Annotated in this window: 13 protein-coding genes; 7 read left to right on the top strand and 6 right to left on the bottom strand. The window is 61.9% G+C overall.

The features are described 5' to 3' along the window. The first annotated feature begins 31 nt into the window (after positions 1–31). From ACQ4WY_RS02840 to ACQ4WY_RS02850, 3 genes are read left to right on the top strand one after another with little or no spacing between them, the layout of a single operon-like run. The gene (locus ACQ4WY_RS02840) at positions 32–1885 is read left to right on the top strand and encodes an ABC transporter transmembrane domain-containing protein (protein ID WP_436502731.1); all 1854 of its coding nucleotides are present in this window, start codon (positions 32–34) and stop codon (positions 1883–1885) included. A 12-nt stretch (positions 1886–1897) separates the two neighbouring features. Next, positions 1898–2572 (top strand): leucine efflux protein LeuE, encoded by a 675-nt coding sequence (leuE, locus tag ACQ4WY_RS02845; protein ID WP_436502732.1) that lies wholly within the window; start codon positions 1898–1900, stop codon positions 2570–2572. A gap of 12 nt (positions 2573–2584) precedes the next feature. Next, on the top strand, positions 2585–3676 hold the full coding sequence (locus tag ACQ4WY_RS02850) for a threonine aldolase family protein (protein ID WP_436502733.1): 1092 nt from the start codon (positions 2585–2587) through the stop codon (positions 3674–3676). 120 nt (positions 3677–3796) lie between these two features. On the opposite strand, the gene ACQ4WY_RS02855 is transcribed toward ACQ4WY_RS02850, so the two are convergent. Further along, positions 3797–5239 (bottom strand): OmpP1/FadL family transporter, encoded by a 1443-nt coding sequence (locus ACQ4WY_RS02855; protein ID WP_436502734.1) that lies wholly within the window; start codon positions 5237–5239, stop codon positions 3797–3799. A gap of 199 nt (positions 5240–5438) precedes the next feature. Beyond that, entirely contained in the window at positions 5439–8201 is a 2763-nt protein-coding gene (locus tag ACQ4WY_RS02860; protein ID WP_436502735.1) for a bifunctional diguanylate cyclase/phosphodiesterase, read from the bottom strand. A 157-nt stretch (positions 8202–8358) separates the two neighbouring features. On the opposite strand from ACQ4WY_RS02860, the gene ACQ4WY_RS02865 reads away from it, so the two are divergent. Beyond that, a complete protein-coding gene (locus ACQ4WY_RS02865; protein ID WP_436502736.1) occupies positions 8359–9333 on the top strand; it encodes a thymidylate synthase in 975 nt (324 codons plus the stop codon). Then, positions 9333–10376 carry an SMI1/KNR4 family protein gene (locus ACQ4WY_RS02870; protein ID WP_436502737.1) on the top strand — a complete coding sequence of 348 codons (1044 nt, stop codon included), beginning with the start codon at positions 9333–9335 and terminating at the stop codon, positions 10374–10376. The genes ACQ4WY_RS02865 and ACQ4WY_RS02870 overlap by 1 nt, the downstream gene beginning before the upstream one ends. Here the strand turns inward: ACQ4WY_RS02870 and ACQ4WY_RS02875 are convergent. The 4 genes from ACQ4WY_RS02875 to ACQ4WY_RS02890 all read right to left on the bottom strand — a co-directional run bounded on the left by ACQ4WY_RS02875 (position 10373) and on the right by ACQ4WY_RS02890 (position 16099). Further along, positions 10373–12637 (bottom strand): TonB-dependent receptor domain-containing protein, encoded by a 2265-nt coding sequence (locus ACQ4WY_RS02875; protein WP_436502738.1) that lies wholly within the window; start codon positions 12635–12637, stop codon positions 10373–10375. The two genes, ACQ4WY_RS02870 and ACQ4WY_RS02875, sit on opposite strands and share 4 nt — an antisense overlap. Before the next feature lie 197 nt (positions 12638–12834). Then, a complete protein-coding gene (locus ACQ4WY_RS02880; RefSeq protein ID WP_436502739.1) occupies positions 12835–14166 on the bottom strand; it encodes a VWA domain-containing protein in 1332 nt (443 codons plus the stop codon). A 9-nt stretch (positions 14167–14175) separates the two neighbouring features. After that, a complete protein-coding gene (locus ACQ4WY_RS02885) occupies positions 14176–15426 on the bottom strand; it encodes a TerD family protein (protein ID WP_436502740.1) in 1251 nt (416 codons plus the stop codon). Between the two features lie 97 nt (positions 15427–15523). Next, the gene (locus ACQ4WY_RS02890; RefSeq protein WP_034784423.1) at positions 15524–16099 is read right to left on the bottom strand and encodes a TerD family protein; all 576 of its coding nucleotides are present in this window, start codon (positions 16097–16099) and stop codon (positions 15524–15526) included. Between the two features lie 217 nt (positions 16100–16316). Between ACQ4WY_RS02890 and ACQ4WY_RS02895 the strand changes: the two genes are divergently transcribed. Next, on the top strand, positions 16317–17087 hold the full coding sequence (locus tag ACQ4WY_RS02895) for an alpha/beta fold hydrolase (protein WP_436502741.1): 771 nt from the start codon (positions 16317–16319) through the stop codon (positions 17085–17087). Then, positions 17084–17569, top strand: coding sequence for a dihydrofolate reductase (locus tag ACQ4WY_RS02900; protein WP_436502742.1), 486 nt, complete (start codon positions 17084–17086; stop codon positions 17567–17569). The genes ACQ4WY_RS02895 and ACQ4WY_RS02900 overlap by 4 nt, the downstream gene beginning before the upstream one ends. The last annotated feature ends 40 nt before the right edge of the window (positions 17570–17609 follow it).

Consider the following 17609-nt stretch of genomic DNA (forward strand, 5'->3'; position numbering starts at 1 on the left):
CCATCGAATATGTAAATCAAAGCGAAAAACAATGACAACCAGCACAGAAACAGGCAGCACCAGTACAGCAACCGTTACACCAACTCTTGACACCGGCACCAGCCGCGAACTGAAAAAAGGCAGCCTGGCCGCCTTCAAGGGCTTGATGCCTTTTTTGACGCCGTACCGCAAACAGTTCTTCCTGGCCGGTATCGCGCTGGTGGTGGCCGCCGCCTCGACCCTGGCCATTCCTGCCGCCTTCAAACAGATGATCGACCTCGGTTTCGGCGGGGCGGCCGGCTCCAAGAGCATCCAGCACGTCGACCTGGTGTTCCTCGCCCTGTTCGGCGTGGCGTCCATCCTGGCGCTGGCCACGGCCGCGCGCTTTTACACGGTGTCGTGGCTGGGCGAGCGCGTCACGGCCGACATCCGCAGCGCCGTGTACCGCCACGTCGTCACGCAAAGTCCCGCATTCTTTGAAACCACGCAGACGGGCGAAGTCCTGTCGCGCATCACCACCGACACGACCTTGATACAGGCCGTGGTCGGCACCAGCATCTCCATGGCGCTGCGCAATGTGCTGCTGTTCCTGGGCGGCCTGGTGATGCTGTTCGTCACCAGCGCCAAGCTGGCCGGCATCATCATCGGCCTCTTGATCCTCGTCGTCGTGCCCATCATCGTGTTTGGCCGCCGCGTGCGCAAGCTGTCGCGCGATTCGCAAGACCGCATCGCCGACGCCTCGGCCATGGCCGGCGAAATCCTCAACGCCATGCCCACCGTGCAGGCGTTTACGCACGAGAAAATCGAATCGAAGCGCTTTGGCGACTCCGTCGAAGGCGCTTTCATGACGGCCATGCGCCGCATCCGCGCCCGCGCCTTGCTCACCATGATCGCCATCCTGCTGGTCTTCGGCACCATCGTGTTCGTGCTGTGGCTGGGCGCGCGCGCCGTGCTGGAAGGCTCGATGACGGGTGGAGATTTAGGCCAGTTCATCCTGTACGCATCCATCGTGGCCGGCGCCATCGGCGCCCTGTCCGAAGTGATGGGCGAAGCGCAACGTGCCGCCGGCGCCACCGAGCGCCTGCTGGAACTGATGGCCGTCAAATCGGAAATCGAATCGCCGGCCACGCCGCTGCCGCTGCCCGCGCGCGCCGCGACTGGCGCCGCGCTATCCCTGGACGATGTCATGTTCTCGTACCCGTCGCGCCCCGACACCCACGCGCTGGACCATGTCAGCCTCGACATCCGCGCCGGCGAAACGGTGGCCGTCGTAGGCCCTTCCGGCGCCGGCAAGACCACCCTGTTCCAGCTGTTCCTGCGTTTTTATGACCCGCAAAGCGGCAGCATCCGCCTCGACGGCGTGGACATCAAACAGCTCGACCTGCACACCCTGCGCGACGCCATCGGCATCGTGCCGCAGGATACCGTGATCTTCTCGGCCGACGCCATGGAAAACATCCGCTACGGCCGCGCCGGCGCCAGCGACGAGGAAGTCATCGCGGCCGCGAAGATGGCGGCCGCCCACGAATTCATCGAACGCCTGCCGAACGGCTATAAATCCTTCCTCGGCGAACGCGGTGTGCGCCTGTCCGGCGGCCAGCGCCAGCGCATCGCCATCGCCCGCGCCCTGCTGAAAAACCCGCCGCTGCTGCTGCTTGATGAAGCGACCAGCGCGCTGGATGCGGAATCGGAACGCCTGGTGCAAAAGGCGCTGGAAGCGGCCATGGTCGGCCGCACCACCGTCATCATCGCGCACCGCTTGGCGACCGTCCAGCGGGCCGACCGCATCATCGTCATGGAAGATGGCAAGATCGTCGAGACGGGCACGCATGCCTCGCTCGTTGCCCTGGGCGGTATTTACGCCAATTTGGCCGCCCTGCAATTCCATCACGTACAACTCAACTAAACACGACTCGCCATGAACGCCTTATTCCACGCCAACCTGGGTATCACCGATTTCTGGACCTTTTTACTGGGGACGATCTTCATCGTCATCCTGCCCGGCCCCAATTCCATGTATGTGCTGTCGGTTGCCGCCCAGCGCGGCGTGCGGCCCGCCTACCAGGGAGCCTTCGGCATCTTCGCCGGCGACCTGATATTGATGGTGCTGTCGGCCTGCGGCGTGGCCTCCCTGCTGAAAGCCAGCCCGGCCCTGTTCTATGTGGTGAAATACATAGGCGCAGCTTACCTGGGCTGGATCGGCTTGCAGATGCTGATAGGCTGCTGGCGCAAGCTGCGCGCGCCTGCGCCGGCCGACGGCGAAACGCCTGCGGTACCAAGCCCCGTCAAGGAAAGCGACCCGTTCCGCAAGGCGCTGATCATCAGCCTGATGAATCCGAAAGCCATCTTGTTCTTCATTTCCTTCTTCATCCAGTTCGTCGACCCGGCCTTCCCGAACCCGGTACTGTCCTTCATCGGCCTGGGCCTGATCTGCCAGGTGATCAGCTTTACCTACCTGACGGCCATCATCTTTGTCGGTGCCCGTCTGGCCGACACCTTCCGCCGCCGTCGTCGCCTGTCCGCCGGCATGGGCGGCGGCGTGGGCGCCATGTTCATCGGCTTTGGCGCGAAACTGGCCACTGCCACCCTTTAAGGAAGAACTACCTTGACCGACCTCGAACTGCGCCAGCGCTGCCATACCGTCCTGCCGGGCCACCGCCAGCCCACGCCAGGCGCCACCTTCGCCGCCATGGCCGCCTGGTGCGATGCCAACGACATCGCGCACGACACCTATGGCGAAGGCGCGCTGATCGAACAGTTCGAGAACAAGATCGCCAGCCTGCTCGGCTTCGAAGCGGCCGTGTTCTGCATCACGGGCACCATGACGCAGGTGACCGCCCTGCGCCTGGCGTGCCAGGACCGCGGCTCGCCGCTGGTCGCGCTGCATCCCACTTCGCACATCCTGCGCCACGAACGGGGCAACCACGAATTGCTCGAGCACTTCAAGGGCTTGATGATCGGCGACCCGCACCGTCCGTGGTCGGTGGACGATTTGCGCGCCGTGCCCGATGCGCTGGGCGCCGTGCAGGTCGAACTGCCGATGCGCGAAATCGGCGGCCAGTGCCCTTCCTGGGAAGACTTGAGCCAGATCAAGCAGCACTGCCGCGACCACAACATTCATCTGCACATGGATGGCGCGCGCCTGTGGGAAGCGCAAGCGGGTTTTGGCCAGCCCCTGCCCGCCATCTGCGACGGCTTTGACTCCGTCTATGTCTCGCTGTACAAGGGCATCGGCGGCCTCGGTGGCGCCATGCTGGCCGGCAGCCGATCGTTCGTCGAACGGGCGCGCGAATGGTTCCGCCGCCAGGGCGGCAATATCGTGCACCGCACGCCGTACGTGGTAGCCGCCGCCATGCAGTTCGACGCGCGCATCGCCGCCATGCCGCAGTATTTTGCCCGCACGCAGTGGCTGTACGCAGTGCTGCGCGACTTTCCATCGATTGCCGTCAATCCCGCCAGCCCGCAAGCGAACATGCTGCACCTGCACTTGCCCGTCTCGCGCGAACGGGCCCTCGCCATCCGTAAGCAAATGGCCGAAGAGCACGGCATCTGGCTGTTTGGCCGCGCCAGCCACGCAGTGCTCCCCGGGCACAGCGTGGTGGAATGGTATGTGGGAGATCAGTTGCTGGAAATGCCCGACGACACCGTCCGGCTGGCCTTGACCCTGCTGGATCAGGCCATGCGCGCCAGGCAGTAATCGGCGCAGGTCGGATTAGCGTAGCGCAACCCGACACCACCACAATTATGACACCCAAAAAAAAGCGCCCGAAGGCGCTTTTTTCATTTCATGGCGGCCTGGTTGGCCGCCACTACCTGCTTAGAACTTGTAGTTATAAGCGAGACCGATCAACTGCATGCGGGTCTTGAACAGGCCCTTGGTGGTTTCACCGTTGCCGGTGCAGCCAGTGGACAACGGTGGCACTGGACCGCATTTATTAGTGTAGTTCACTTCCGCATCCTTGAAGTCGATGAAGCTGTAGGCCAGGTCGAGCGAGGAATTGGCATTCAGCTTCCAGTTCGCGCCGATCGAGTACTGCATGCGGTCGCTGTCCGGCAGGGCTGGATGACGCAGTTCGGCGCTGCGTACCGGCGCCTGGTCATGGGCGATACCGGCGCGCAGCAGCAGGTTTTCGCTATACTTGTAGTTGGTGCCCAGCGAGACGCGGTAAGTATCTTTCCAGTTCTGGCGAATGCGCTCGGCGCCTTCGGCCGTCGGCGGGAACTGGATGTCCAGGTTCTGCAGGCGCGAAGTGCGGGTCCAGGTGACATCGCCCATCAAGGCCCACCGATCATCCATCTGGTGGAAGGCGTTGATCGATACGGTTTCCGGCGTACGCAGTTCGACTAACGCCTTGGAGTTGACCTTGCCCGATGCGGCGCCGATGAAGCCATTCACGGCGGCGTTGTTCGACACTTGCGAGAAGTCCCAGATCGTGTCGCCTTTCAGCTTGTGCGAAATCGACGAACGGTAGGAAATACCGAAACGCGTACCTTCATTCATCTGGTACAGGTAGCCCAGGTTGAAGCCGAAACCCCAATCGTCGCCATCCATCGAGGCGTGGCCATCTTTGGCTGTACCCAGTGCAGTTCTGGCAGCATTAAATGCATCCACGCCTTGGGTCTTGAGGATATTCGTAAGAAAAGCGGTCGATGCGGCTGGCGCATATTGCTGCAAGAAAGAGACCGAACCTGGCACGTCCACTGCCTGCCCCAGTTCCGCCTTCATGTATTCGGCCGTCACTCCGAAACCGAATGAGTGGTGCTGGTCCAGCTTGAACGATACGGAAGGATTCAGGGCGATGGCTTCGAGCTTGATATTGGTGATAGCATAGCGGCCGCTCCAGCTGTTGCCATAGTCAAGCTTGGCACCGTAAGGTACGAACAGACCCATGCCGACGGTCCATTGGTCATTGATCTTCTTGCTGGCGTACAGGGCTGGCGCAAAGACCGCATCTGGCGCGTAATCCTTGGTCGTGCCACCTGTGAGCTTGTTCCTGAAATTGACGGAGTTCTTATCCTGGAATGTCGAATGCGGTACCACCAAAGTGCCGCCGCCAACGAACTGCGTGCCTTCCAGGCGCGACAGGCCGGCCGGGTTGTAGAAAATGGTCGACGCGTCGCCCGCTTCGGCGCCGCTGGCATCGGCCGTGCCCTGGGCGGAAACGCTTTGCGAGCCGAAACGGTAGCCCGATGCTTGTGCGGTGGAGGAAATGCCGGCGAAAGCGGCAACGATCAGAAGGGGCAGATATTTATGTTTCAAGTTAGTCTCTCTTTATTATATGAAATTGTCTTCGGCACACTATCGTGGGCATCTCAAGCTGCCCCGTCTTGCACTTTTCTTGCCGCCGTGAACTCCAATTCACTGACGGCATGAGCGAAGCATATAATATTTTTTAGAAAAAAGCGAACGTTCGCTCTTTTTATGAAACAGCGTTGTTTTCCTCGCCTATCGCGACGTTCTACGATGCCGGCGCAGGGGCTGGAAGTGGTATCAGAAAGCGTTGATGCATCAGCGACAGCATCTGTTCGGCGGGCACGGGGCGCGAGATGAAATAGCCCTGCACCTCGTTGCATTGCAGGGCGCGCAGGATGTCGAGCTGCTCGCGCGTCTCCACCCCTTCGGCCACCACGCTCATGCCCAGCGCATGCGCCATCGACAGGATGGCACGCACGAACACTTCGCCCTGCTCCGAGCGGCCCAGCTCCATGGTGAAGGCGCGGTCGATCTTCAAGCCATCCATGGCGAACTTCTGCAGCTGCGACAGCGAGGAATAGCCGGTGCCGAAATCGTCGACCAGCAGGCGCACGCCCAGCGCGCGGATGGCAGACAACTGCTCCACGGCGCGGTTCTGTTCATCCATCATGGCCGATTCCGTGATTTCCACCTCGATCAGCCGCGCATCGATGCGGTGGCGCGTCAGCGCCGACGCCAGCACCTGGTGCACATCACCACGGCCGAACTGGCGCGCCGAGACGTTGATGGACACGGGCACCAGTTCCAGTCCGCTGGCCTGCCAGCGCGCCATCTGCAGGCACACCTTCTCGATGACAACTTCGCCCAGCTGCGAAATCAGGCCGCTGCTTTCGGCCACGGGAATGAATTCCAGCGGCGGCACCATGCCGTGCTGCGGATGGTGCCAGCGCACCAGCGCTTCCATGCTGCACAGCTGCCCGCTCATGGCGTCGACGCGCGGCTGGTAGACGACGAGAAACTGGTCCTGCTCCAGCGCCGCCACCAGGCTTTGCTCGAGTTCGCGGCGGTTGCGGATGGTTTCGAACAATTCCGGCTGGAAAAAGCGGTGATGGCCTTTGCCTGCCACCTTCACAGCGTACATGGCGATATCGGCGTTCTTCAGCAGCACTTCCGTCTCGGCCCCATCGCGCGGATACAGGCTGATGCCGATCGAGGCGCCCATCTTGTGGCGCTCGGTGCCCAGGTAAAACGGTTCGTCGAAGGCGATGGCGATGCGCTGCGCCACCTGTTCGGCGCGACTATCGTCCTCCACGGGGTCGAGCACCACGACGAATTCGTCGCCGCCAAGGCGCACCACGTGGTCGCCCGGCCGCAACACGGCCTTCAGGCGCAGCGAGGCGGCGCGCAGCACCTTGTCGCCCTCGGCGTGGCCCTGGGTGTCATTGATATCCTTGAAGCCGTCAAGATCGATGAACAGCAGCGCCAGCATCTGCCGCGCGATGGCGGCGCGGCCCAGGGCGCCGGGCAGGAATTGCTGCAGCCAGTAACGGTTGGGCAAGCCCGTCAAGCCATCTTCATTGGCCAGGCGGCGCAAGTCGCGCTCGTGCTCCTTGGCCGTGCTGATGTCTTGCAGGGTGACGGCCAGACGATCGCCACTGCGCACCAGGCGCCGGCGTATCCAGCGCAGCTTGAAGGGGTTACCTTCCGGCAATTCGATCTCTTCCTCGGAAAAGCCTGACTGCATGGCGGCCCGGTAATTATGAATCAGGTCGCGGAAATACGGCTCGTGGGCACGCGACTGCAAGCGCATGCCCAGCAGCTGTTCGCGGCGCACGCCGAAGTAGCCGGCGCCCGGCTCGTTGCAGTCGACGATCTCGAAATCGAGAATGCTGCCATCCTCGCCGCGCAGGGCGGCAATGATGTAAAAGCCGTCGCTCGTGCCTTCGGTAGCCATGCGGTAGGCATTCCGCACGCCTTCGGACTGGTGGTGGCGCCACGCCAGGCGCAACGACAGCACGGTGGCGACGGCGGCAAAGGCCAGCAGCAGCACGGTGACGGCCAGGGCGATGCCGATATAAATGGTGCGCGTTTCCTCGTAGGGGTGCAGCATTTCGCCATCCGACAGTCCGACCACGGCCGTAAACGGATAGGCTTTCAAGGCCTGCCAGCCCACATAGCGGCTTTGCTTGTCGGAAAAAGCGATCCTGCCGCCCGAATGCAGGGCGCCGCTCTCCGATTCCAGGAAGCTGGTATCGAGAAACGGCGTGCCTTCACCGCTCTGTGTCGGCAGCACGCGCGAGCCGAGGCGCGTGCTGAACAGCTCGCCCTCCTCGCCCACCATGGCCGACATGCCGAACTTGCCGAAACTGACGCTGTTGTAGAATTCGGAAAAATAGCTGGAATGGATGGAGATGAGCAGCACGCCGTCAAAATTACCATCGATGTCTTCCAGCCGGCGCGTGAAATGCACGAGGCTCTCATCGGCGCCCGGCGCCGTGGCCTCGCTGGCTGCATTGGCCGCATTCGCCCTCCCCAGCGCGATGCGCAGCGCACTGGAATTGCTGCGCCAATGGCGCAGCAGGAAATCGCTGCGCTCGTTGACCCGCAGGCGCTGCAGCGGCGCCGTGGCTGTCACGGGATGGCCCTTGCGGTCGAGAATGGCGACGATGGCAAATTGCGGCAAGGCATACATCCCCTGCGTCTTCAATTGGTCGAGACGCAAATGGCCGTGCGAATTTTCCCACTCATACTTGAGCTGCAAGGTCAGCTGGTCCATCTGCTCCAGGGTGCGCAGCAGATACTGTCCATATGCTTTCGACAGCGAAGACACGCTGTCGAGCGCCTGCTGCTGCGCCACCTTCTTTTCCGCCTCCAGTTGCAGCAAGGTGGCCGTCCACAGCACGGCGCACAGGATCAGTCCCAGCAGGGGCCAGGCCAGGATCAGGCGCAGGTTGGCCTTGAGAAAATCGGCCCTGCTCATCTCCACCACGGCGGCGTTATTATTATTTACAAATTGTCGCAAGAACATGGTGCAGCATCTGCCGTTTCTGTGTATTTCTTCAAGGACACACAAATTACCACAGAGTCATGTTTGCAGGTAAGGCAGCAGCGTAATTATGTGTGTGGGCCGCAGCCCGCCTGTCGCGCCTGCGTTACAATTGCCATCCTTACCGTTGGAGAAATACATGCAGCAATATCAAGATTTGATCAAGACCGTGCTCGAAACAGGCAGCTGGCAAGACAACCGCACAGGCATCCGCACCCTGAGCGTGCCGGGCGCCATGATGCGTTTCGACTTGGCCAACGGCAACTTCCCTGCCGTGACAACCAAGAAACTGGCTTTCAAATCCGTGATCGGCGAATTATGCGCCTTCCTGCGCGCTTCACGCAACGCGGCCGAATTCCGCGCGCTGGGCTGCAAGGTGTGGGACCAGAACGCCAATGAAAACGCGCAATGGCTGGCCAACCCTTACCGCGAAGGCGAAGACGACCTCGGCCCCGTGTATGGCGTGCAGTGGCGTCAATGGCCTGCGTATAAACTGCTGGCCGCCGACCAGCCGGCGCAAATTGCCGACGCACAAGCGAACGGTTTTACGCTGGTTGCCCCCATCGTCGAAGACGGCGTGCAAAAAGTGCTGCTGTACAAGGCCGTCGACCAGTTGCGTGAATGCCTGGACACCATCATGAATAACCCTGGCAGCCGGCGCATCCTGTTCCACGGCTGGAACCCTGCCGTGCTGGACGCCGTCGCCCTGCCCGCCTGCCATTTGCTGTACCAGTTCATCCCGAATGCCAGCACACGCGAAATTTCCCTGTGTTTATATGTGCGCAGCAACGATATCGGCCTGGGCACGCCCTTCAACATCGCCGAAGGCGCGGCCCTGCTGCACCTGGTGGCGCGCCTGACGGGCTACACGCCACGCTGGTTCACCTATTTCATCGGCGACGCGCACATCTATGAAAATCACCTCGACATGGTGGAAGAACAGCTGAAGCGCACGCCGTTCCCGGCGCCCCGTTTCGTCATTTCCGACCGCGTGCCCGACTACGCCAAGACGGGCAAGTACGAGCCGGAATGGCTGGAAAGGATCGAGCCGTCGGATTTCTCGCTGGAAGGCTACGAACACCATGCGCCCATCAAGGCCGCGATGGCCGTCTGATGGCGGTCTCACCGCTGGCAGCCCTGCACCGCAAGCTGTTTGACGAAACGGATGGCAGCAAGTTCGCCCGGCTGAAAGAACGCCTGTTGAAAAAGCATGCCGTCGACGAGCGGCTGGCCGTGCTCGATATCCTGATGGCGTATGCGCGCGATGGGCAACTGCTGCACTGGCGCTCCTTTTTGATGAGCGATATCGTGCATCTGGTGGAAGGCAGCAAACATGCGGCCTTTTTCGCCTGGGCATTGGAGCAGCCCACACTGGCGTACTGGGCCGTGGATGGCTTGCTGAAAAGTACAGGTGTCGATGCGTATGCTCCCCTGGTGGCGCTGGCAACGTCCGGCACCACCAGTCTGGAAGTGCGCGCCAAGGCAATCAAGAGCCTGGCCGTATTCAGCCGCCAGCCGTTTGACCAGGGCTTGCCGTCCGATCCCGGCCACTGGAAGGCAGAGCAGCTACGGCTGGACGCCGTGCTTGCCTGGCAAGCGGACGGCTACCCTGACGGTGCAGGCTACAAGGCGCCCGCCACGCATAAGACGCTGGTCAAGCCGCTGTCGCGCCTGGAAATAGCAGCCGCCTTGCTGGAGCGAAAACTGGCGCTGCGGCGCCAGCGCGAACAGGACCTGGCGCAACCGTCGAACTGGCTGACGGTCGCCAGCGCCGAGGACATGGCCGAGATCGACGCGCACTGGGTCTTGCCGGAGATATACCGCCGCTTCCTGCAATGGTATTCGCCGTTGCGCGTGCATGTCGACGGCAAGCGCTTCCCCGTGGGCCTGCATCTGTACGGCGCGGCGCAGCTGGTGAAGGCCCAGCACGGCTACTCCGTCCATGCCGTGCACCATCACAACATCGCGAGCTGGCAGTCGAAGCTCGTGGTGATTGCCGATGCGGGCGGCGCCCCGTACTGCGTGCACCTGGAAGAAAGAAGCATCGACGGTGACTTGCCCGTGTACCGCGCCGAACATGGCACGGGCGGATGGCGTTTCGAGCTCCATACGGACGATTTCATCGACTTCCTGCACGAAATCGCGCGGGCGGCCTAGCCTGCTTCGCCGCCCGGTCCGCCCGGGCCGGGTCCGCCTGGCCCGCGTCCGCCCGGCGGACCGAAGCGCGGTTCCCGTTCGCCCTCTTTCGCCGCCGAGGTGGCGCCGCCGAGGCGGTACGACAGCCCCACATAAATCATGCGGCCATCGAAGCGCCGCGTACTCGTCTCGCGCAGAGAAGCGCTGTTGATGACGGTTTCCATCTTGTTGCTGCTGAACACATCGGTCACATTCATGACCAGGCTCAACTGCGGCGTCACCGTGTGGCGCCAGCTCACATTCAAAGTATTGTTCGGCGAGCGGTAGCCCTGTCCCGACAGCATCTTGCCTTGCATTTGCAGGGCAAGTTGCAGCTGGTTCGCCGCATCGAACTGGTAGTTCAAGCGCGCACGGCCGCTCAGGGCATTCGCCGTGCGCGTGCTGCGGTTGCCCAGGTCATCCGAGCTGGTTTGCTGGCTGCGCGCCAGATTGCCGCTCGTGTTCAGGGTCAGGGATGGCGTCAACTTGCCGCTGACGCTGAACTCCAGGCCGCTCGAATGGCTGCCTTCGCCGTTTTCCCGCGTGGTCAGCAGCACATTATCGCTGATGAAGTAACGGTAATCGACGATGGCGTCCGTGTCGCGCCGGTGATAGGCGCGCAAGCTGCTTTCCAGGCCCGCGATCTTCGTTTCATAACCAATCTCGAACGAGTCCGTCTGCGTGGGCTTCAGTTTGGGATTGCCGGCTGACACATTGAACTCGTCGCGGTAGACCACGTACGGATTCAGGTCGCCCGCATTCGGGCGGCGGATGCGGTGCGCGTAGCTGAAGCGCACATTGCTCTCGTCACTGACCTTGTAGGTGGCAAACAAGCTGGGAATGTAGTTGACGTAATTGTTGCTCGCCTCGATGCCGCCCGTGATCTGGCGCACGTTCAAGTCCGTGTATTCGGCGCGCAAGCCAGCCAGCGCGCCCCAGCGCTCGGTCAGACGCATCTGGTAGGAGCCATACAGCGCGATGGTGCGCTCGTCGAGTTCGAAACGGTTGCTGCGCATGGGATTGACAGTTTCCGCCAGGCTACCCGGATTGATGTCCGTGTACAGGGTGTCGAAACTGCTCTTGTTATCGGCCACCTTGTAGCCAAGCTTGGCCGTGCCGCCCGCCAGCGGACGCTCGTAGTCGCCGCTGAAGTCGACGATGCGGTTGCCCGTCTCGCTGTGCTGGCGCGCGCGGCTGTCGAAGGCATTCACGGGCGCCACCGTGTAGGTGTTGGCGTAATCGCTGTCGCTCTCGTTGGTCGACGAGGACACGCGCAAGTCAATTTTGAGGGTTTCGCCCGGCAACTCGCCTTTGTGGTCGTAGCGCGCGCCCCAGCTGTAATTGCGGCTGTCGCCATTGCGCACGGTGCTGCGCACGTAGTCGCCGATGGTGCTGCCCGTGCTGTCGCCGTTGATATAGCGGTCGAGCGAGCGCTGGTCGTTGCTGCGTCCGTTATACGACACGCTGGCGGCCAGAGTGTCGTTGGCGTTCAGGTTGTAATTGACGGTTCCGTGCAAGCCCAGCGAGTCATTCAAACCATTGTTGCTGGACTGCTGGCTGCTGGGGGCGAAAGCACCAGTGTCGCGTTCCAGGCGCTCGCGACTGACCTCGCCCACGGAATTGCGGCCATCGTGGCGCACATTGATGCCGCCCTGATAGCCCCAAGGCCCTTCATTATAAGTGCCTGACACGGAACTGTTGTAGCGTCCCGCGATGCCAGCATTTGCGTTGACGGTGGCAAAGCCGCCCGGCTTGCGGTTGCGCCGCATCACCAGGTTCAGGATGGGGCCGCCACCGGCTTCGTTGCCGAACTGGGCGCCAGGATTGTTGATCACTTCCACGGATTCGATATCGTCGGCCGCCATGGCGTTCAACGTAGCGCCGCGCGAATCGCCCTGCAGCATGGCCGATGGCTTGCCATCGATCAATATCTGCACATTGCTGCTGCCGCGCAAGGACACAGAACCATCGGGATCGACGGCCACCGACGGCACATTGTTCAAGGCATCGGCCGCCGTGCCATTGCTGCTGCCCACGTCGGACTTGACGTCGTAGACTTGCCGGTCGATGCGGCCCGTGGGACGTTCGGCCGTGACGCTGACGGATGGCGGCGCATCGACGGCGGGCGCCTTGGCCGGCGCCGGCTTGACGGCAGTATCGCCGGTGACAGTTTGCGCCTGGACAGCGGCGCTGGCGAGCAGCAGGCTGCTACCCGCCAGGCAATGAAAAAAGAGTTTATGCATTTGGCTAAAAAATAATGGAGACGCTACGGATGAGGCACTACGCCGCGGCGTGAGGGCACATGTCAGGGCACAGTGAAAGCATGCCACGACTCCATTGATCAAAGCAAATGCGAACCATTGTTATTTACTTCAATTTACAAATCTCTTGCACTTGTGATCGTACAGCCTCATCCGATGACCTTTGCGCTACCTTTACGCTAGCTCAGCAAGCCCTTGCCGCGCGCCAGTTTCAGCCAGCCCGGATATTCCGTCATCAATAAATCATACAGTTCCGCATCGCTGTGCTCATCGGGCGAGCTGACGGAAAAGTAATTGGCGTTGTCCACCAGGCGTCCCTGCAATTCGTCGAGCTTTTCCAGAAACGGGAAGTCGGAATCGGCAAAGGCGGCGAGGAACTTGCTTTTCGACTTGCGTCCCTTGCCGATGCCCATGAATTGCCAGAAAATCGGCTCATTGCTGGCCCAGCGCAATTGCTTCTCCGTCGTCGCCTGGTCGCTGGTGCCGCCATCGGTGACGAACATGACGTACACGGGTAATTCCGCCGTGACGGGCAGCGTGCGCTCGCCGCCAGCCGCGTCGGGGAAGTAAAACGCGCGGATCGCTTGCATGGCGGCACCATAGCGCGTATCGCCTTCCAGCGGATGGCGCTGTATGGCCTGGCCCACGTAGCTATTGCAGTTGCTCAAGGCCATGGGCGCCGGATGGTGGACGTTCTTGCCGAACAGGAAAACATCGATCTCGCCATCGTCGTCGAACTTGCAGCCCAAAGCCAGGATGCGTTCGGCAAAGCGCTGCACCAGCCCCTCTTTATACAGCCGCCCCATGGAGCCGGAAATGTCCAGGCATAAACAGACCTTGGCGCGGTGGTCGGATAAGCCCACTTTTTGCAGGGACACGCCCGCCTGCTTGACCAGGCTGACCAGTTGCGGTGCTTCGCGTTCAACGCGCTTTTCCAGGTTGATCTTCGCCTGCATGACGGCCGAAGCCGCCGGAGCGGCCGGCGCGGCCTGGTCGACTTCACCGCCGAAGTGGCGCACCAGCGCGTCGAGTCCCCCATTGAAACCTTGTCCCACGGCCATGCAGCGCCAGCCGCCATCCTTGCGGTACAGCTCGGCCAGCATGACGGCTTTTTCCTGTGCGAAATCACTACCGGCAAAGGCAAAGCGGGCCAGTTCGCGCCCGCCCGCCTGCAGGCGCACGTGGCCAGCTTGCAACTGCGACATCACGCCGCCGCCATCGATGGACGCCGTCACGACGAGGCGGTCGATATTGGCCGGCAAGCGCGCCAGTTGCAAGGCAAACTCGGCCATGTCGCCACCGCTGCCGACACGCGCTTCCACGCCGCCGCACGGCGTGCGCGGCTGGTTGAAAAAGGTCATGTAGCGCTCGTCGGACAGTTTGCCCTGGGCGTCGAGGCCGAAACAGGCGACGTCGAGCGCCAGCCCCTGCGCGGCCACGCCGATCTGCAGCACGCCATCGGGAACGAGATTGGCCAGCGGCAAGCGCTGACCCTTGTTCAAGGTTTCCATCCGTCTCTCCTAGGCGATATAGCGGCGCGGATTGTCCGCATTGAAATCATCTTCATCTTCCTTGTCCTCGCCCTTGAAGACGACGGGACCGTTAAAGGCCAGTTGCAGGTTCTCGCCCTGCCAGCTCAGCCACGGCGTCGCTTCGCTGCCGGGCTCCGATGTCTTGCCCGAAGGCTCCAGAATGATGCTGTCCGGCGTGATGCGCGCCATGCCGATCACATAGGTGTAGACGGAATCGTCCTCGGCCGCCTTGGACAGGCGGAAGTCGAACGCGCACTCGACGATCTGCTGACCATATTGCATGACCATTTTCGGCCGCATGGAAGCGACCGACACGGCGCCGTTGGCCACCGCCGAATACACGCTGAAGACGAGGCCCACCGTGCCGCCGTAATGTTGCGCCAGCGCGGGATTGACTTCCACCGTTTCCGTGGCCGGCTCTTTGCCCGATGCGCCCGCCACGTCGCCCAGATGGCGCACGAAGGGCATGACGTCAAAGTTGCCGGGCGTATCGGGCGCCTGGATAAAGCGCATCTGGCCATTCGGCAAGAGGATACCGACTCTTAAATCGAGGTCGTCGTTATCGTCGTCGCCATCGCCGTTATCGACCCAGGTAGCCTTGACGGTGAGCTTGCTCGGCGCGCCCGCGCCCTTTTCCAGCGACACCTTGTGCGTCTGGCCCGCCTTGGTCAGCGAGATTTTCGACAGGGAAATCTTGGGTGCCACAGCTTCGGGGGCCGCGTGCGCCACTTCGCCGCCGAAATGGGCGACCAGCGCGTCCAGGCCGCCATTGAAACCCTGGCCCACGGCCATGAAGCGCCAGCCCCCGTCCTTGCGGTAGAACTCGCCCAGCATGACGGCTTTTTCTTGCGCAAAATCAGCGCCCGCGTACGTGTAGCGGGCCAGCTCGCGCCCGCCGTCGAGCAGGCGCAGACAGCCGCTGCGCAACTGCGCCATCGTGGTCGCGCCATCGATGGCGGCCGTGACGACCAGGCGCTCGATGGCGGCAGGCAAGCGGTCGAGCTGATAGCTGAACCCGGCCGCATCACCGGACGGCGCCGAGGCTTCCACGCCGCCGCACGGCGTGCGCGGCTGGTTGAAGAAAGTCATGTAGCGGTCGTCGGACAGTTTGCCGTTGGCATCGAGGCCGAAACAGGCAAAATCCAGCGGCACGCCGGCGCTGGCGAGCCCCAGTTGCACAATATTGCCCGTGACGAGGCCGGACAGCGCCAGGCGCTGCCCCTTGATCAGGTTTTCCATGGAGTCAGGTAGATAAGAGGGAGGTGCAAAAGAGAAGCAAAACCGGGCAGCGTGGCCGCCCGGCAAAGGTACGCCCTTTCAGGCGTCAACATGCTTTTTAAGCATTAATACCAAAAGAACGGGCCAGAGGACCCAGGCCGCCCTTGAAACCTTGGCCGATTGCCTTGAATTTCCATTCGCTGCCGGCACGGTAGATTTCGCCGAAGATCATGGCCGCTTCCGTAGAGCCGTCTTCCGACAGGTCGTAGCGGGCGATTTCCGCGCCATTGTCGCCGTTCAGGCAGCGGATATAGGCCTTGCCAACCATGCCGAAGTTTTGCTTGCGGTTTTCCGCATCGTGGATGGTGACGGCCACGGCGATCTTGTCGATGTCGGCAGGCACGTTGGCCAGGTCGACGGCAACTTTCTCGTCATCGCCATCGCCGCCACCCGTGGTGTTGTCGCCTGCGTGGACGATGGAGCCATCCGCCGACTTCAGGTTGTTATAAAAAATAAAATCGGCATCGGAACGGGCCTTGCCATCCGTTTTCAGCAGGAAGGCGCTGCCGTCCAGGTCAAATGCGGCGCCATCGGTGGCGCGCGGGTCCCAGCCCAGGCCAATCACGATTTTCTTCAAGCCAGGAGCTTCCTTGCTCAGGTTGACATTGCCGCCTTTTTGCAAACTGATCGCCATGGTAATTCCTCTTTAATGTGGGGGTTGCATTCGGTGTTTCAGGTCACGTCGCCGGCACGCCGGCTTGATGAGCCATGAGCCTACCATAAAGTTCCCGCTTGCCAACCGCGCACTATTGAAAATAATGCCATACGGGGAGACGGTGCCACTGCCCGGATGCGCAAAATGACGGATAATGCCGCTCGATAAGAATTTTCACCCTCATCCAGGTTTGTCCTTGACCAATACCAAGATACGACTCGACTTTATTCCTGGCACCCTGTGCGACGAGCGCCTGTGGTCGCGCCTGGCGCCTGCCCTGGGCGGCGCCTTTCAGCTACAGCACGTGCCCCTGCACCAGGCGCGCACGCGCCTGCAGATGCAGCAGATAATCGCCAGCCACAGCGCGCCGCAAACCCATCTGGTGGGTTTTTCGCTGGGCGCCTACCTGGCGCTCGAACACGCGCTGGCGCACCCGCGGCGCGTGAAGTCCCTCACTTTGATCGCCAATTCCGCCAAAGGTTTGCTGCCGGCGGAAATTAGCGCGCGCCAGCGCATCGTCGCCATGCTCGAGCGCAATGCCTATGCGGGCATCACGCGCCAGCGCCTGCGCGAACTGCTGCATCCATCGCACCTGGGCGATATCGCCATCACGGGACTGATACAGCAGATGGGCCTGGACCTGGGCAAGGACGTACTGCTGGCCCAATTCATCACCACCATCGCCCGTCCCGACCTGATGGCGCGCTTGCCGGAGCTCGATTTTCCCGTGCTGATCGTGGGCGCCGAAGACGACAAGCTCGTCGATCCCGACGATCTGCGCGCCATGGCCGCACGCCTGCCGCAAGCCACCCTGCACTTATTAAAAGACAACACGGGCCACATGATACCGCTGGAGGCACCGGACGCGCTGGCGCAAGCCATGCGTGCGCATCTGGAGGCTGCCGGCAATTTCAACGATAATGACGGGCATCGGGCCTCGCCCCCACCTTTTTCACAGAACCAATGAGCCATTTGACCATCATCGTCGCCACCGACCAGCAAGGCGGCATCGGCATCGACAACACCCTGCCGTGGAAATTGCCGGAAGACCTCGCGCATTTCAAGCGCCTGACGACGGGCCACCCCATCCTCATGGGCCGCAAGACCTTCGATTCCATCGGCCGTCCGCTGCCGAACCGCCGCAACATCGTCATCACGCGCAATCCGGACTGGCGCCATGAGGGCGTGGAAGCGGTGTCGTCGGTGGAAGCGGCCATCGCCCTGCTGGACGGCGCCGAAGGCTATGTCATCGGCGGCGCCGAAATCTACAAGCAATCACTGGCCCTGGCGCAGCGCTTGATCATCACGGAAATCGGCCAGACGTTTGACTGCGACGCCTTTTTCCCCGCCGTTGACCATGCTGTGTGGCAAGAAACCGCGCGCGAGGCGCATGTTTCGGAGAAATCCGGCCTGCCTTACGCCTTTGTCACGCTGCAACGCAAAGCCTGATAAGGTGATATTGATAGCCAGAATGTTGCTGTAATACCCC

The organism is Janthinobacterium salmonicoloratum, assembly GCF_051380845.1.
Taxonomy (GTDB): Bacteria; Pseudomonadota; Gammaproteobacteria; order Burkholderiales; family Burkholderiaceae_D; genus Janthinobacterium; species Janthinobacterium lividum_F.

Excerpts from the sequence above, each read along its gene's own strand:
- leuE (WP_436502732.1), top strand. The coding sequence starts at position 1,898 with ATGAACGCCTTATTCCACGCCAACCTGGGTATCACCGATTTCTGGACC.
- ACQ4WY_RS02900 (WP_436502742.1), top strand. The coding sequence starts at position 17,084 with ATGAGCCATTTGACCATCATCGTCGCCACCGACCAGCAAGGCGGCATC.
- ACQ4WY_RS02870 (WP_436502737.1), top strand. The coding sequence starts at position 9,333 with ATGGCGGTCTCACCGCTGGCAGCCCTGCACCGCAAGCTGTTTGACGAA.
- ACQ4WY_RS02860 (WP_436502735.1), bottom strand. The coding sequence starts at position 8,201 with ATGTTCTTGCGACAATTTGTAAATAATAATAACGCCGCCGTGGTGGAG.
- ACQ4WY_RS02875 (WP_436502738.1), bottom strand. The coding sequence starts at position 12,637 with ATGCATAAACTCTTTTTTCATTGCCTGGCGGGTAGCAGCCTGCTGCTC.
- ACQ4WY_RS02890 (WP_034784423.1), bottom strand. The coding sequence starts at position 16,099 with ATGGCGATCAGTTTGCAAAAAGGCGGCAATGTCAACCTGAGCAAGGAA.
- ACQ4WY_RS02840 (WP_436502731.1), top strand. The coding sequence starts at position 32 with ATGACAACCAGCACAGAAACAGGCAGCACCAGTACAGCAACCGTTACA.
- ACQ4WY_RS02885 (WP_436502740.1), bottom strand. The coding sequence starts at position 15,426 with ATGGAAAACCTGATCAAGGGGCAGCGCCTGGCGCTGTCCGGCCTCGTC.
- ACQ4WY_RS02880 (WP_436502739.1), bottom strand. The coding sequence starts at position 14,166 with ATGGAAACCTTGAACAAGGGTCAGCGCTTGCCGCTGGCCAATCTCGTT.
- ACQ4WY_RS02865 (WP_436502736.1), top strand. The coding sequence starts at position 8,359 with ATGCAGCAATATCAAGATTTGATCAAGACCGTGCTCGAAACAGGCAGC.